14 protein-coding genes and 1 pseudogene are annotated in these 15,116 nt (G+C 47.5%); all 15 read left to right on the top strand.

Annotation, left to right across the window (positions count from 1 at the left end):
* The first annotated feature begins 6 nt into the window (after positions 1 to 6).
* The 15 genes and pseudogenes from fliM (at position 7) to HRU78_01720 (ending at position 15,098) form a co-directional block, all read left to right on the top strand.
* On the top strand, positions 7 to 984 hold the full coding sequence (gene fliM, locus HRU78_01650; GenBank protein QOJ22507.1) for a flagellar motor switch protein FliM: 978 nt from the start codon (positions 7 to 9) through the stop codon (positions 982 to 984).
* 19 nt (positions 985 to 1,003) lie between these two features.
* Positions 1,004 to 1,522 carry a flagellar motor switch protein FliN gene (gene fliN / locus HRU78_01655; GenBank protein QOJ22508.1) on the top strand — a complete coding sequence of 173 codons (519 nt, stop codon included), beginning with the start codon at positions 1,004 to 1,006 and terminating at the stop codon, positions 1,520 to 1,522.
* An 8-nt stretch (positions 1,523 to 1,530) separates the two neighbouring features.
* Positions 1,531 to 1,968, top strand: a complete 438-nt coding sequence (fliO, locus tag HRU78_01660) for a flagellar biosynthetic protein FliO (protein ID QOJ22509.1) — start codon at positions 1,531 to 1,533, stop codon at positions 1,966 to 1,968.
* A 76-nt stretch (positions 1,969 to 2,044) separates the two neighbouring features.
* Positions 2,045 to 2,797, top strand: a complete 753-nt coding sequence (gene fliP / locus HRU78_01665; protein QOJ24864.1) for a flagellar type III secretion system pore protein FliP — start codon at positions 2,045 to 2,047, stop codon at positions 2,795 to 2,797.
* 13 nt (positions 2,798 to 2,810) lie between these two features.
* Positions 2,811 to 3,083, top strand: a complete 273-nt coding sequence (gene fliQ / locus HRU78_01670; GenBank protein ID QOJ22510.1) for a flagellar biosynthesis protein FliQ — start codon at positions 2,811 to 2,813, stop codon at positions 3,081 to 3,083.
* 67 nt (positions 3,084 to 3,150) lie between these two features.
* Positions 3,151 to 3,948 carry a flagellar biosynthetic protein FliR gene (gene fliR, locus HRU78_01675; protein ID QOJ22511.1) on the top strand — a complete coding sequence of 266 codons (798 nt, stop codon included), beginning with the start codon at positions 3,151 to 3,153 and terminating at the stop codon, positions 3,946 to 3,948.
* Positions 3,949 to 4,159: 211 nt separating this feature from the next.
* Positions 4,160 to 6,004, top strand: a pseudogene (locus HRU78_01680) (hypothetical protein).
* A 480-nt stretch (positions 6,005 to 6,484) separates the two neighbouring features.
* Positions 6,485 to 8,308 carry a fatty acyl-AMP ligase gene (locus HRU78_01685; GenBank protein ID QOJ22512.1) on the top strand — a complete coding sequence of 608 codons (1,824 nt, stop codon included), beginning with the start codon at positions 6,485 to 6,487 and terminating at the stop codon, positions 8,306 to 8,308.
* Positions 8,298 to 9,227, top strand: a complete 930-nt coding sequence (locus tag HRU78_01690) for an NAD(P)-dependent oxidoreductase (protein ID QOJ22513.1) — start codon at positions 8,298 to 8,300, stop codon at positions 9,225 to 9,227. The genes HRU78_01685 and HRU78_01690 overlap by 11 nt, the downstream gene beginning before the upstream one ends.
* A 31-nt stretch (positions 9,228 to 9,258) precedes the next feature.
* The gene (locus HRU78_01695) at positions 9,259 to 9,513 is read left to right on the top strand and encodes an acyl carrier protein (protein ID QOJ22514.1); all 255 of its coding nucleotides are present in this window, start codon (positions 9,259 to 9,261) and stop codon (positions 9,511 to 9,513) included.
* Positions 9,513 to 10,706, top strand: coding sequence for an aminotransferase class I/II-fold pyridoxal phosphate-dependent enzyme (locus tag HRU78_01700; protein QOJ22515.1), 1,194 nt, complete (start codon positions 9,513 to 9,515; stop codon positions 10,704 to 10,706). The genes HRU78_01695 and HRU78_01700 overlap by 1 nt, the downstream gene beginning before the upstream one ends.
* Positions 10,707 to 10,826: 120 nt before the next feature.
* Positions 10,827 to 11,483: a hypothetical protein gene (locus HRU78_01705; protein QOJ22516.1), complete on the top strand. Its 657-nt coding sequence runs from the start codon at positions 10,827 to 10,829 to the stop codon at positions 11,481 to 11,483.
* Positions 11,484 to 11,817: 334 nt separating this feature from the next.
* On the top strand, positions 11,818 to 12,342 hold the full coding sequence (locus tag HRU78_01710) for a peptidoglycan-binding protein (GenBank protein QOJ22517.1): 525 nt from the start codon (positions 11,818 to 11,820) through the stop codon (positions 12,340 to 12,342).
* A gap of 457 nt (positions 12,343 to 12,799) precedes the next feature.
* Positions 12,800 to 13,918 (top strand): adenosyl-hopene transferase HpnH, encoded by a 1,119-nt coding sequence (hpnH, locus tag HRU78_01715; protein QOJ22518.1) that lies wholly within the window; start codon positions 12,800 to 12,802, stop codon positions 13,916 to 13,918.
* A 52-nt stretch (positions 13,919 to 13,970) separates the two neighbouring features.
* The gene (locus HRU78_01720; GenBank protein QOJ24865.1) at positions 13,971 to 15,098 is read left to right on the top strand and encodes a glycosyltransferase; all 1,128 of its coding nucleotides are present in this window, start codon (positions 13,971 to 13,973) and stop codon (positions 15,096 to 15,098) included.
* The last annotated feature ends 18 nt before the right edge of the window (positions 15,099 to 15,116 follow it).

The following is a 15,116-nucleotide window of genomic DNA, read 5'->3' on the forward strand; positions in this document are numbered from 1 at the left end:
CCATCCATGGCTGAAGATTTTCTTTCACAAGACGAGGTCGATGCACTTCTCAAAGGCGCTACGGGCGAGAGCGATGAAGTGCAGGAGGAAGAGGATCGCGGGGGTGTCCGGCCCTACAATATCGCGACGCAGGAGCGCATTGTCCGTGGCCGGATGCCGACCTACGAGATCATCAACGAACGTTTTGCACGCTTTTTCCGCATCGGCTTGTTTAATTTCATGCGCCGTACGGTGGATATCGCGGTCGGTCCGGTCAAGGTGATCAAGTTCAGTGAGTTCGTGCGTAATCTGGTGGTGCCGACCAACCTTAACATGGTTCATATGAAACCGCTGCGCGGCACGGCTTTAATGGTTTTTGATCCGAATTTGATTTTCCTGATTGTGGATAATTTGTTCGGTGGCGACGGCCGGTATCACACGCGTGTGGAAGGAAGGGATTTTACCCAGACCGAGCAGCGCATCATCCATCGTTTGCTTGAGGTGGTGTTTGAAGATTATGAGAAATCGTGGAAATCGGTGTATCCGGTTAAATTTGAATATATCCGGTCGGAAATGAATCCGCAGTTTGCCACGATCGCGACACCGAACGAGGTGGTCGTTACTGTCACTTTTGATATCGATATGGGTAATCAAGGCGGCGAATTCCATGTCTGCATTCCTTATTCGATGATCGAACCCATTCGCGATACGTTGTACAGCGCGTTGCAAGGCGATCATCTGGAAGTCGACAAACGCTGGATCAAGTTGCTGTCACAGCAAGTGCAAGGCGCTGAAGTGGAACTGGTTGCCAATCTTGGGCAGACGAAAGTGACTTTTGAACAAATTCTCAGCATGCAAGCCGGAGATATCATCCCGCTGGAGATATCCAAATCCATTACTGCGCACATCGACGGAGTGCCGGTTATGGATTGCCGCTACGGCACCATGAATGGGCGCTATGCGCTGAGAGTCAACAACATGATCTCGCCGTCAGAGTCTGAATAATTTATTGGAGAGTGGTGACATGTCGGAGCCTATAGCAAACAATCAAACCGAGACTGACGACTGGGCTGCTGCAATGGCGGAACAGGCAGCCTCGCAAAATGCCTCTGCAGGACAAGAATCGGAAGTAGACGACTGGGCTGCTGCGATGGCGGAACAAGCGGCGGCCGATCAGAGTCCGTCCGTGGAGAAAAATAGTAATCCCCTGATGGGGGCGCAGGCATCATCCGCCTCGGTTTTTCAGGAATTCTCAAAAGACGGCATGGCGAATAATACCCGCCATGATATCGACCTGATTCTCGATATTCCCGTACAGATGACGGTTGAACTGGGGCGTACCAAGATTGCGATCAAGAACTTGCTGCAGTTGGCTCAGGGTTCGGTGGTGGAGTTGGACGGCATGGCCGGTGAACCGATGGATGTGCTGGTGAACGGTTGCTTGATCGCACAAGGTGAAGTTGTGGTGGTGAATGACAAGTTCGGTATTCGGCTGACCGACATCATCACGCCCAGTGAACGCATTCGCAAACTTAACCGCTAGGTGCCTACATGCAAATTCGATTTTTGATTTTTTTGCTACTGGCGACGCCTTATTCGGCCGCTGCGGAAACCGCAAAGTCAGGTTATGTACCGCCCGCTCCGGTGATATCCACGGAAAGTACGCTGCAGATGATCGGCGCGTTATTGCTGGTATTGGCGGTTATCGTGGGCGGCACTTGGTTATTGAAGCGTTTTGCTTTACTGCCCACGGTCGCGTCGGGTGTGGTCAAAGTGGTCGCGGCAACCGGTGTGGGTCAGAGGGAGCGGGTGGTCGTGGTTGAAATTGATCGTACGTGGCTGGTGCTTGGCGTCGCACCGGGACGCGTCAACAAGCTGCATGTTCTGAGCAAACCTGCAACCGATACGGCCGGCGCTATACCGGAACATCCGCCAGTGGGGGAATTCGCCACGCAACTCAATCAGAGTATGGAAAAAGACAATGCATAATCGATTGAAATCCTTCTCGCGTTCATTTGTTCAATATGCTGACCTCAGAACAGTTTTTGACTACCGTTCGCACAGTCTGAAGACGCGCAACGTACTTCGAGTGGCGTTGCTTTTGGCCGGCTTTATCGCTATTCCCGCGTTCGCGCAGAAATCCGGCTTTCCGGCATTCACCAGCTCACCCAACGCGGACGGCAGCGCAACCTACTCGCTCAGCTTGCAAACGCTGATTTTATTGACGTCGCTGACGTTTTTGCCTGCGGTGGTGCTGATGATGTCGAGTTTTACGCGCATCATCATCGTGCTGTCGTTGCTGCGGATGGCGCTGGGTACGCAATCTTCGCCGCCCAATCAGGTGCTGCTCGGATTGGCGCTGTTTCTGACTTTCTTCATCATGTCGCCGGTTATTGATCGCGTTTACAATGAAGCGTATTTGCCGTTTTCACAAGACAAGATCAATATCATGGAGGCGGCCGATAGAGCCAGTGTGCCGCTGAAATCGTTCATGCTGCATCAGACCCGGGAAACGGATTTGGCGCTGTTTGTGCAAATTTCCGATAGTGAGGAAATCGAAAGCCGCGATAAAGTGCCGCTGAAGATACTGGTGCCGGCTTATATCACCAGTGAGCTGAAAACCGCATTTCAGATCGGTTTCGTGATTTTCATTCCCTTTCTGATTATCGATTTGGTGGTGTCGAGTGTACTGATGGCGATGGGTATGATGATGCTGTCGCCGATGATCATTTCACTGCCGTTCAAATTAATGCTGTTTGTGCTTGTCGATGGTTGGCATCTGATTATCGGTTCATTGACGCAAAGTTTCTACACCTGAAAGGAAATTCATTATGACCCCAGAAAGTGCAATGACGATCGGTCGCCAAGCGCTGGAAATCACCTTCATGATTTCCGCACCGCTATTACTTTCGGCGCTGGCGACCGGTTTGCTGGTCAGTATCTTCCAGGCGGCGACACAGATCAATGAAATGACGTTGTCGTTCATACCGAAATTGCTGGTGATGTTCCTGGTCATTGTATTGGCCGGACCTTGGATGATCACGCTCATGACCGATTACATGCAGCGCCTCTTTACCAGCATTCCGTGGCTGGCGCTTGGTTAATCCCGCAGGCACCATTATTAACCCTGCTGGTGATTGGATTGATTAATCGAATGGGTGATTCGAAAACATGCTCAGTATAACCACGGCTGAGTTGAATACGCTGCTGGCGGCTTTTCTCTGGCCGCTCAGCAGAATTCTGGCGTTGTTGGCGACCGCTCCCATCTTAGGAAATACAAGTACTCCAATCAGAGTGAAACTGGGATTGGCGATTGCCATCACCATTTTGGTGATGCCGCTGGTGGAGAAATCGTTACCGCAAATTGATCCGGCTTCGGGTGTCGGTTTGATTATTTTGCTGCAGCAAGCGCTCATTGGTATTGCCATCGGATTTGTCATGCGGATTGTTTTTGTTGCCGTGGAGATGGCGGGTGAATTAATCGGTTTGCAGATGGGGCTTGGTTTTGCAATTTTCTTTGATCCGCACAATTCCGGGCAGATTGATATTGTCGGCCGTTTCCTGGGGGTAATCGCCAGTCTGGCATTTCTTGCCATCGATGGGCACTTGATGATGATTGCCTTGATTTCGCAAAGCTTTAGCACCCTGCCGGTGGGTGTGGAGGGAACCACGGATGCAACATTTACGACACTTGCCAATTGGGGCAGTGAAATTTTTAAGTCGGGCTTGCAATTATCGCTTCCTGTCCTGACGGCGTTGCTGATCACTAACCTGGCCTTGGGGGTGCTGACGCGCGTGGCGCCGCAGTTGAATATTTTTGCAGTAGGTTTTCCCTTAACCCTGTCCATCGGTCTGCTTGTGCTGGCGCTGAGCATGCCTTTTTATGCACCGATTCTGGAGCATTTGGTACATGACGGTTTGAATCTGATGATGGGGATACTGAATGTCAATAAAATCAATATGCCATAGTTGTTTCTCCGGTTTTTGCCGGAGCAAATTCGGCTAGGTGTCTAAGGAAACAGACCTTTTGATTCTCAATGCATAAACAGACAATTTTTCCCTTCTTTTCCAACACAGATCATTGATACAAAGCTGCTACAGTGACTATCCATTCACCGGGAAAATTGCTGATGATTCATATCGGCAAAGCCCTGACAATTGCTGGTTTGATTAATCATTTATGACATTTAAGATGCGTCTATTCAGTTCGCTACGTAAGCTTTCTACTTCACCGGAATCTCACCAAGGTGAAGAGGCTGCCGCGTCTGACAGTGAGTTGCAGTTAAACGGCGCGTCTGACTCCGATCAGCAATTTGCATCGGCCGATGAGATTAAACGGCTGCTTGCTTCTACTTTTCACGACCGGCTAAATGCCGAGGATCAAGCGATTAGGGAAGCGCATAAGCGCATTGAAGCGGAAAATATTGCGAAAGTAGCTGCCGAAGCGCGTGCCCGGGCCGAAGCCAACGCCAGAATCGCGGCTGAGGCAAGAATTCAGTCTGAAGCAATTGCTACCGACCAAGCCCGGGCTAGAGCCAAAGTTGAAGCGCTAGCCATCCGGGAAGCCAATGCCCGCCGGGAATTGGAGATGAAGGCAAAGTTACTGGCGGAAGAAAAAATCAAGGCTGAAAAAGCTTTGAATGCATTATTGGAAGCCAAAATCAAAGCGGAAGCATCCATCGTTGAAAAGATGCAGCGGCGTGTCGAACAGGAAGCGGCTGTTTTGGATAAGGCGCATGCAACGGCATTAAAGGAAAACGAGGTTGCCGTGGCTGCTTTGCAGCGAGTCAAAGTATCGGAGGAAGCGCATCTGGCTGCACAAGCCGCGATCGAAGCGGAAACTTGTGCAGCGGCGTTGGCAAAGGCGAGGATTCAGGAAGCACAGAGAGCGATGGCATTGGCCAGGGCGCAAGAAGAGGCGGAAAAGCAGGCGATTGAAGAAATACGGATCCGCTCGCGGCTGGAAGCGCAAACATTAGCGCAAATCACTCGGCGTTTGGAAGCCGAGAAAAAAGCGCGGGAAATGGAGGAAGAAAGACTGCAAGCGGAGAGCGCTGCGATGCAAGCGGCGCAAGAGAAAGCTGAAGCGGAAGCCGCCGCGGCTGAACAAGCCAGGAAAAGAGCCGAGCTGGACTCACAAGCCACAATTGCCGCTCGTGATAGAGCCGATGCGGAAAAAGTGGCTGCCGAACTGGCCGAATCGATTCTGGCAAAGGAGAATGCGGCTGCCGATGCTATAAAGGCCCGCCTGGCTGCCGAATCCGGATTGCTGGAAGAGGCTGATCAGCGGATGCAAATTGCAGCGGATGCACTGGCTGAAGCGGAGACTGCTCTGCATGCTGAAAAAGAGGCTAAAGCGATTGCCAGCGAGAAAAAGAAAGCTGAAGCTGCCGCCGTCCGAGAGCATCAGAAACACATGAGGTCCGATGAAGAAGCAATGAAAGCAGCCGAAGCGCGCATGGAGATTGAGAAAGCGGCGCGCGATGCCGCCAAAAGTCGCTTAGCGGCTGAGTTGCGGTTAAAAACTGCGGCAGAGGCAAAAGCGCAAATGGATATTCTTGCGGCCGAAGAAATGAATAAGAAGGCTGATTTGGAGCAACGCTTGCTGGAGGATGCGGAAATACGCGCTAAAACGATGGTCGATGCAAAGCAGGCGGTGGCCGAACGGCTGGAGATTGAGCAAAAAATTACAGGACTTGCCATTAGCAGAGCGCAAGCGAAGATTATTGCGGCCAATAAAGCTAGGGCACAACTCGAGGCGGAAAAAAGTGCAACGCGAATGGCGTTGGAAAAAGCCAGAAAAGAATCAGCCGCTCTTGTTGCTATGCAAGAGCGCATTGCGTTGGAATCTAAAGCATTAGAAGCGGCAACGGCACGGGAGGCGGTTGAAATAATGGCGAAAGAAGCTCTGTTTGTGCGCTCACAAGCGGATAAGGAAGCAACTGCGGCTGCTACCGCAAGGATTCGGGCGGAAATCGCTGCTGCGGAGCACTCCCGCAACAGAACGGCTTCTGTCGCCAGAAATCAGCAATCGGATATTCTGCTATCGAAAGTGGCAGTGGAAAATCCATCTTTCTATCGATCAAAACGCTAAAAGCATTGAGTGTGATGCTGCATTAAGGCGTTTTTCTCACTCGGATACTCACACTGGCTTCTTGCAGAAGCTGTTAATTCTCTATGAGTATCCTCAAAATGAGCGATTCCCTATAGTGTGAAAAATACGGGATAGCACAGAAAAAATCATGAATTAAGCGGATTGTTGTTTTGGTGCAACATCCGCTTAATATTGCCTTGACAGGAAAAAGCACCTTATATAAGCTGCGGATTGGTCAAATATGACACACTTATTTTATTAAGCAATGTCAGCGGTAAGCGTTTGAATGAGAATTTTCCAGCCAGCAAAAAATGCATTATTTAGGATTAAAAATAAGAGCTGGTGCGCTCAACCAAAATTTCTTGCTGATAGAAGCAAGATGACAAGTACTATAACTTCGAGGGGAAGATCTTGAGTTCGACAATAACCAAGTTGAACGCTCCGCTAACGCAAGCGTTTGATTTTCAGCCTTCAAGCGAGTTGCAGTTAATACCGACACCGACGCTCAATACACTAACGCAGCAGTTGGCGGGTTTTGATACTCTGACAAGTGCTCTGGAATATGCAGCGGAAGGAGTAACCGGGTATAACTTTTATGACGCGAGGGGTAATTTACGTTCAATTTTGCCTTATAGTTTGCTTCGGCAGAATTCTCGTATTATAGCTCAACGCTTGTCGGGGTTTGATTTGCCTCGCGGCAGTAGAGTGGCAATTGTTGCCGATACTTCACCAGAGTTTGTCGAGTTGTTTTTTGCCTGCCGTTATGCTGGTTTGGTGCCGTTTGCAATGCCGATTCCTGTCAATCTTGGCAGTCATGCGATATATGTTCAACAGTTGAGGGGTATGCTTGAGAGTAGTCAGGCGAGTATCGCGCTGGCGAATATCGATTATGTTGGTTTTTTGGAAGAGGCTGCTGCAGGAGTGTCTAACATAGCGTGGGTAGGAACTCCCGCGAAGCTGAGCGAGTTGCCAGCGCTAGATGTAGAATTGCAGCCCAATCACCCTAACGAAACAGCATATTTACAGTTTACTTCGGGTAGTACGCGAACACCAAGAGGTGTGATTATTACCGAGCGGGCACTGATGTGTAATTTGCAAGGTATAGTGCGTAATGGCTTGGAAATAAAGCCGGATGATCGCTCAGCATCATGGTTGCCTTTTTATCATGATATGGGGTTGGTGGGATTGGTGTTGGCGCCGATGGTTACGCAAATCTCAGTTGACTATCTGGCAACACGTGATTTTGCAATTCGACCGCTGCAGTGGCTACGCTTAATTAGCCGTAATCGTTGCACCGTTGCATTTAGTCAACCTTTTGGTCTTAAGCTTTGTACTCTTCGCGTGAGAGAGTCTGATCTCAAGGAGCTGGACTTGAGTTGTTGGCGGGCAGCCGGTATCGGTGCAGAAATGATTCGACCTGAGACATTGAGAAATTTTGCAGAAAAATTTGCATCAGCAGGTTTTGATGAGAATGCTTTTTTACCTTGCTATGGTCTTGCGGAATCAACATTGGCAGTCACTTTTTCAAAGATCGGTGAAGGGTGCAAGAGTATACAAGTCGATAGCAAGACACTGATTGATAAGAGAATGGCTGCTCGATTGCAAGCTAGTGGGCGTAAACAAAATGAATTTGTAAATTGCGGTCGCCCATTACCTGGACACATCGTAAAGATAGTCGATGAGGATGGTCAGCAATTATCCGAAATGATGGTCGGCAGTGTTTTAGTGCATGGTAATAGTGTAATGACTGGTTACTACAATAATCCAGAAGAAACTAACAAAGCACTGAAGTCTGGTAATTGGTTGGATACCGGTGATATTGGTTTTTTGTTTGAAGGTGACTTATTTATTACTGGGCGTCGTACTGACGTTATCATCGTAAATGGTCGGAATATTCGGGCACAAGATATCGAAGAGCTAGCAGAACAGCAACCGGAAGTTAGATCGCGTGAAGCTTCTGCATTTGGAATTAATGATGAAGATGGTACTACAACAATTGTGCTGGTTATTGAATGCAGGCTTACTTCTGTAGCAGAACGTCAATCGTTAATTATCAGGCTGCAGCAACTTGTTTATATGGCATTTGGAGTCAATTGCGTAGTCGAGTTGGTTCCACCTCATACACTGCCGCGGACCTCATCTGGAAAGCTTTCTCGCTTTGCAGCTAGACAAGGCTATATTCAGAGAACAAATTTGGCAGGTCAATTATCTTTTGTAGAATCGGGTGACAGATAGTGCGCATGCCAAAATAGTAGCCATAACAGGTGCTACTGGCTTTATTGGTCATGTGTTAGTACAGAAACTGATTCAAAGTGGATGGATAGTTCGTGCATTGACTCGAATTAACCGCTCATCAGATAGTGAATCTCTTCGGTGGATTCAAGGTGATTTAGATAATGTAACTGCGCTGCATCAGTTAGTTGGTGATGCAGCGTTTGTTGTTCACTGTGCTGCAACCGTTAGAGGAAGCTCTTTTCAGGAGTTTGCAAATACCAACATTAAAGGCACTAAAAATCTTTTATGTGCCATAGCTCAAAGAAAACGATCCCCCCGCTTTTTATTAGTCTCATCGTTAGCTGCGCGTCAGCCGGAGTTGTCGTGGTATGCCCAAAGTAAATGTTCATCCGAACAATTGCTCATTGAGAATTCAGAACAATTGCGATGGACGGTATTCCGGCCAACAGCTGTTTACGGCCCCGGTGATAAAGAAATAAGGCCGCTTTTTAAGGCGATGCGTCGCGGCATATTCCCCGTTGTCGGGAAAGTTCATAATCGGTTCGGGTTAATTCATGTTTATGATTTGGTTGCTGCAATCGAAGCATGGTTGAGAACGGAGCAAGACATCAAGGGAATTTTTGAGCTGGATGATGGCACACCGAGCGGATACAGTTATCAGGGGTTGGTAGAATTAGCGCAACAAGTATGGAAGCGCCCGATTCATTGTGTGACGATACCGGATTTGCTAATTCGCAATGTGGCCTCGGCAAATCTCTGGCTTGCCCGATTATTTCATTATTCCCCTATGCTGACCCCAGGAAAAGTGAATGAACTACAACATCCTAATTGGGTATGTGATAATGCGCCCTTGATTCATGCGCTGCCCGGATGGCATCCGAGTATTCGTTTACAAGATGTATTATCTGAAGTAATCTAACTTCAAAATTTAATCACGCTGAATTTAATCTATGACTGACAGTAATTACGACGAGATCATGCGGCTACTCTGTGATCGCCTAAGTAGTTTAACCAATTCTGATACCCAGATTTCCCCCGAAACAAATCTAATCAGTCAATTATCGATTGATTCCATCAAACTGCTTAATCTGATTATGGAAGTGGAAGATACTTTTGATATCTCAATTCCTATTAATGCGCTAGCGGATGTGCAGACAGTTCGTGAATTGGTCGACTTGGTGCATAAAATTAAAACAGCATCATAATGAATTTATTAGAGAAAATTGATGCAGCCGCAGCGGCGAGAAAGGCGCTTTTGCCCAATGGTGTCGGTGCCTTCGGTATTCCGATCGAAGAAGTTTATTCTGCGACCGAAGCCAGAATCGGAGATCGCCGCGTACTTCTGCTGGGTACGAATAACTATCTGGGCTTGACTTTCGCCCCTGAGTGCATTCAGGCAGCGCATGAAGCCATTGACAAGGAAGGTACGGGAACCACAGGTTCGCGAATGGCTAACGGCAGTTATTTCGGTCATCGCGCGTTAGAAAAGGAATTTGCCGATTTTTATCAATGCAGCTCCAGCATCGTATTTACGACCGGATATCAAGCGAATCTGGGTACGATTTCCGGTTTGGTCGGCCCGGGGGATACGGTTCTAATCGATGGCGATTCGCATGCCAGTATCTATGATGGCTGCATTCTCAGTGGCGCGGACATCATTCGCTTCAAACACAATGATCCGGTTGACATGGAAAAGCGCCTACGCCGCTTAGGCGATCGCGTTGAAACTACATTGATCATCGCCGAAGGAATTTATAGCATGCTGGGCGATCAAGCACCTTTGGTCGAGATCGTTAAATTAAAGAATCAGTATGGTTGTATTTTGCTCCTTGATGAAGCGCATTCGCTGGGGGTGTTGGGAGAAACCGGCCAAGGTCTTGTCGAGAAGACCGGCTTGTTGCGGGAAGTCGATTTCATTACCGGTACTTTCAGCAAAAGCTTGTGCAGTATTGGCGGGTATTGTGTCAGCAATCATCCGCAGCTTGAGCAATTGCGCTACATCAGTCACCCTTATATTTTTACGGCATCACCGTCGCCCGCAACGATTGCTTCTACTCGCGCGGCGCTAGAATTGCTGCGCAAGGGCAGCCACTTGCGCAAACAATTATGGAATAACTGCACGCAACTGTATGCAGCGCTCAAAGCAGCCGGTTATATTCTCGGTCCGGATCCGGGACCAGTCATTGCTGCCGTTGTGGATACGCCGCAACAAGCGCTGTTTTTATGGCAGCAGTTACTCGAACATAATATTTATGTAAATTTGATTTTGCCGCCTGCAGCACCTGAGGGCAAGTCACTGGTGCGATGCAGCGTAAACGCTGCCCATACTGAAGACCAGATTCGCTATGTCGGTGATGTTTTTGCCAAGCTACACAACGTGATAAGCTCGCATTCATAAGTTTTTGAAGTTTTGCTCAGTGACTGCGGTTGTGTATTCACCAATCTAGAGATTCCTGTTGAGCAACGAACTTCCGAGTAGATAGCTGATTCAGGCTTGTTTATTTTTCAGGGTGTCTTTATGAAAATAGCGCAGGTATGGCTGTTAGTACTGTTGTCATTCTTATTGCAGGGTAACGTTTTCGCACTCAGCATTGCGTACGAAGGATTTGAATGTCAGAGCGCTATCGATACCGAAGATCCTACGCCTGCTAGCGGAACGTCAATACAGAGCAGATTTGAAGTCACAGAAGACTCAGGAGGAGGAGTTTATCGCTTGAGTCTGACCGGTGGTATTCCCCGTTTCGTTAATAATGATCATACGGTGTGTATCGATAAAGCGACAGCGATCGGCTATTCCGGAATTCCGGAAGTTGATGGCTTGCCGCAGCCATTAGACTCAATCGATGCGACAGCTTATTTTAACGGTCAGGAACTGATCGTTGTTGTCAGTTCAATCTATACCGATTTGAGCGCGAGAAGGAATCCATTTTCATCGTTCAATACAAGTCTGATATTTACTTTTACCAACACATTGATCTTCAAGTTTAATCCTACAACATCTTCGTTTACCCTAACAAAACTGTTTCGTAACCGGGGGTTTACTCAAACCACCGGTTCGACAAATTCAATAACGCCGTTTCTTGAAACGGTTTTACCATCGTTCAATAAGGAAGCGCGAGACAAACCAATGATTCTGATCCCGCTTGCTACGATTAACTATAGATTGGAAAAATAATTTTTTTCAGCGATACGACCCGGTAAATCGAGCCGGGATTCAAAGTCGATTGTAATTTAAGCGCAGTCATAACTACCGGCAATTTACCATGGATCGCAACCTATCTATCTTAATTAACTTATTCGGATTGCGTTATGATCAGAAAAGTGTGATAGTTCACATCGCAACATTATGAGTTAGTCCGTATAACTATAAATAAAATTAAATATGTTGCTATAGCTTCGCAGGACTAATGAATTAAGGCGCTGAAGTTGAACGAGTTTTTCATTAGATTTACACTTGGTGCAAGTTTAATGATTTTTCAGTTATACAATATTTACAATGGAGGGTAGCAATGAAATTTAGTAAGATCAGTAAATTAGTGGCTTATACTATTCTTTTGTTATCAGTCGGATTGTTGATTGGCTGTAAGCCGATTTTTGAAAAGAAGCCGCTTCCTAAAGAGAACAAAGATGCAGCGGCAGCACCTGCTGCAGCTCCAGCAGCGCCTGCACCAGCAGCACCGGCCCCAGCAGCCCCAGCCTCAGCAGCACCGGCACCCGCTGCAGCGCCAGCTGAGCCAGCAGCCAAAGTTGAAGATGTGCAAAGTATACAAAGCATAGAATCAGCAGCCTCAGCTCAAGCGCAGCCTACCGCAGCAGCTCAACCGGATGATGGCGATGATGTGGTAAAAGTGACACCAACGATCATGCGTAAAGTGCAACAAGCGCTCGTAGATGCAGGGTTTAAGCCCGGAGCGGTTGATGGCGTTAGTGGTGCTAAAACGGTTGCAGCTATCGAAAGTTTTCAGAAACAAAATAATATTCCGGTTGGTAAAGTGACCAAAAGAACGCTACGTGCATTGGGCGTGGATTTCTAAGTAGTCGTAGTCATTCCGGTTTGTAATTTTTTAAAGCACCAAGAATCATGATTGATTTTTGGTGCTTATTTACCCGTTAAAAATTTCTGATAATCAGGTTATTTGTTTCACTTCGTATTTTGACACTGGCGCTTAATTTCCTTAGTTGATTTAAAAATATTTGCTATAGAAAGTGCCATGTTCTATAGTTAAGCTTGAAATCCGGTTTTATAGATTTTTCAGGTAATTATCGATATTGTGATATGGATAATATCGATAATCGTTTGTTACGAATGTCTGCTTTAATGCTTAAATTCCTCAATAAAGATGGGTTTCGCAGTATAAGGCCGAATTGCATACATGACAGTATCTTCCGGATTAAATTGAATTGGGATTGATTGTGCGATTGGCTTTGTTAAATTTGCTTGGTGGCATTAGTCATTAATTTGTTTTTGAAGTATTTTTGGAGGTTTTGCTCATGGGAGTTCCTTTACGTCAACAGATTGCGGTTGGCACTTATCTAATCAAACAGAAATTAAAAGGGGTTAAGAAATATCCTTTGGTGCTGATGCTGGAGCCTCTGTTTCGCTGCAATCTGGCATGTGCCGGGTGCGGGAAAATTGCGCATCCGGAAGATGTGCTCGATCAACGTCTTTCATATGATGAGTGTATGCAGGCGGTCGATGAATGTGGCGCGCCGATGGTGTCGATCCCGGGTGGTGAACCATTACTGCACAAGGAAATGCCGCAGATTGTCGCAGGTATTATTCAACGGAAGAAGTATGTTTATCTGTGTACCAATGCGCTGTTGCTAAAGAAACGAATCGATGACTATACTCCATCTCCTTATTTGACCTTCTCCATTCACTTAGATGGTATGAAAGAGCGTCACGATGCTTCAGTTTGCCAGGACGGTGTTTTTGATCGTGCGGTTGAAGCAATCAAAATAGCCTTGGATAAGGGATTCCGGGTAACAGTGAACTGCACGCTTTTTCAAGGTGAAACACCGGAAGATGTCGCTGAGTTTCTCGATTATGCGATGGAGCTTGGTGTTGAAGCAGCAACAATCGCACCGGGATTTAGTTACGAAAAAGCACCGAAGCAAGATGTTTTCATCAAAAGTCAGGATACAAAAAAATTGTTCCGTGGCATTTTTGAGTTGGGTAAAAAACTGAAGCGTAAGTGGCGCCTGAATCATTCCGCGTTGTACTTGGATTACCTGGCAGGCAATCAGGATTATAAATGTACGCCATGGGGCAATCCGACGCGTAATGTCTTTGGCTGGCAAAAACCTTGCTACTTACTATCAGATGAAGGTTATGCAAAGACCTTCAAAGAGCTTCTCGAAGATACGCCGTGGGAAAAATACGGCACCGCCAATAATCCGAAATGTGCGCAGTGTATGGCTCATTGTGGCTATGAAGCAACCGCAGTGGAAGATACATTGCAACGCCCATGGAAAGCGTTGGTGACCTCGCTGCGAGGACCAAGAACTACGGGTCCTATGGTTGCTGAGCCTACGCCGAACTGGGCGGCCGAAGAAAACAAAACGCCCAAGAAGCTTTCTGATATATCGGTAACGCTGATTAACAAGTAAACAAATAGCAGAACCAGAGTATTGATACAAGTTTTAGAATCTGTTTGAAATAATAATGGAATTTGTATTATATCTATCTGTTTTTGGTGCTGTTTGCTGGGGATCATTGGCACTACTCCCGTGGCGTCCATGGAGCACGCGCGAGAAAATAGAAGCACCGGCATCGCGATCCGTTGAAGATCTGAGTGCCATTACCGTGCTCATTCCGGCGCGCAACGAAGGCCCTTATATCGGCCATACGCTCAACGGTATCAAGGCGCAAGGCATCGATATGCGCATTATCGTGGTCGATGATCAATCCAGCGATGATACCGCTCTGCAGGCAAGCCGTTGCGGTGTGCAGGTATTATTCGGTACCGCGCCACCGGCAGAATGGAGCGGAAAACTATGGGCGCTGGAACAGGGATTGCGAGAAGTTAAAACGCCCTATACATTGTTGCTGGATGCTGACATCGAACTGGCTCCGGGGATTGTTTCTGAGCTACAGCGCAAAGCGCAAAATGAAAATCTAACGCTGGTGTCATTGATGGCCGAACCGCCGATGGAGAACCTAATAGAACGCCTGCTGATGCCGGCGTTTATATTTTTCTTTAAGCTGCTGTATCCTTTTGGTTTGGCAAACAAATCACAATCGCGTATTGCGGCGGCGGCGGGCGGCTGTATTTTGGTGGAGACGCAAGCACTGCATTCAACCGGTGCTTTTGCCAGCTTGCGCAATGCGCTGATAGACGATTGTACGTTAGCCGCCCATATCAAACATGCGGGCTTTCGTACGTTTATCGGACTCAGTCACGCAGCGCGAAGTCATCGCGGTTATCAAACATTAAAGCCGATTTGGGAAATGGTGGCGCGGACCGCGTTTACACAATTAAAATACTCTCCCTTTTTACTGATCATCTGCACCTTGATTATGACAGCCATGTTTTGGGCGGCGCCGCTTGTCTTTTTGCTGTCATCGGCCCAGGAAGCTTACATGATTAGTGTAGTGGCGTGGCTTGCTATGTTTTTTACCTATCTGCCAACTTTGATGTATTATCACCGTTCGCCGCTCTGGTGTCTGGCACTGCCTGTTACCGGTACGCTGTACCTTGCCATGACATGGACATCGGCATTGCGCTATTGGCGCGGGGAACGCGCTCGCTGGAAAGATCGTCACTATGAAAGTAAAGCAAACTATTAACTTGATCGCCTGGTGCTT

Source organism: Gammaproteobacteria bacterium (assembly GCA_015709635.1).
Taxonomy (GTDB): Bacteria; Pseudomonadota; Gammaproteobacteria; order Burkholderiales; family Nitrosomonadaceae; genus Nitrosomonas.

What these genes read in the sequence shown, in the direction of transcription:
- hpnH (QOJ22518.1), top strand. Translation starts at nt 12,800, where the DNA reads ATGGGAGTTCCTTTACGTCAACAGATTGCGGTTGGCACTTATCTAATC.
- HRU78_01700 (QOJ22515.1), top strand. Translation starts at nt 9,513, where the DNA reads ATGAATTTATTAGAGAAAATTGATGCAGCCGCAGCGGCGAGAAAGGCG.
- fliN (QOJ22508.1), top strand. Translation starts at nt 1,004, where the DNA reads ATGTCGGAGCCTATAGCAAACAATCAAACCGAGACTGACGACTGGGCT.
- HRU78_01695 (QOJ22514.1), top strand. Translation starts at nt 9,259, where the DNA reads ATGACTGACAGTAATTACGACGAGATCATGCGGCTACTCTGTGATCGC.
- fliQ (QOJ22510.1), top strand. Translation starts at nt 2,811, where the DNA reads ATGACCCCAGAAAGTGCAATGACGATCGGTCGCCAAGCGCTGGAAATC.
- fliO (QOJ22509.1), top strand. Translation starts at nt 1,531, where the DNA reads ATGCAAATTCGATTTTTGATTTTTTTGCTACTGGCGACGCCTTATTCG.
- HRU78_01705 (QOJ22516.1), top strand. Translation starts at nt 10,827, where the DNA reads ATGAAAATAGCGCAGGTATGGCTGTTAGTACTGTTGTCATTCTTATTG.
- HRU78_01710 (QOJ22517.1), top strand. Translation starts at nt 11,818, where the DNA reads ATGAAATTTAGTAAGATCAGTAAATTAGTGGCTTATACTATTCTTTTG.
- fliM (QOJ22507.1), top strand. Translation starts at nt 7, where the DNA reads ATGGCTGAAGATTTTCTTTCACAAGACGAGGTCGATGCACTTCTCAAA.
- fliR (QOJ22511.1), top strand. Translation starts at nt 3,151, where the DNA reads ATGCTCAGTATAACCACGGCTGAGTTGAATACGCTGCTGGCGGCTTTT.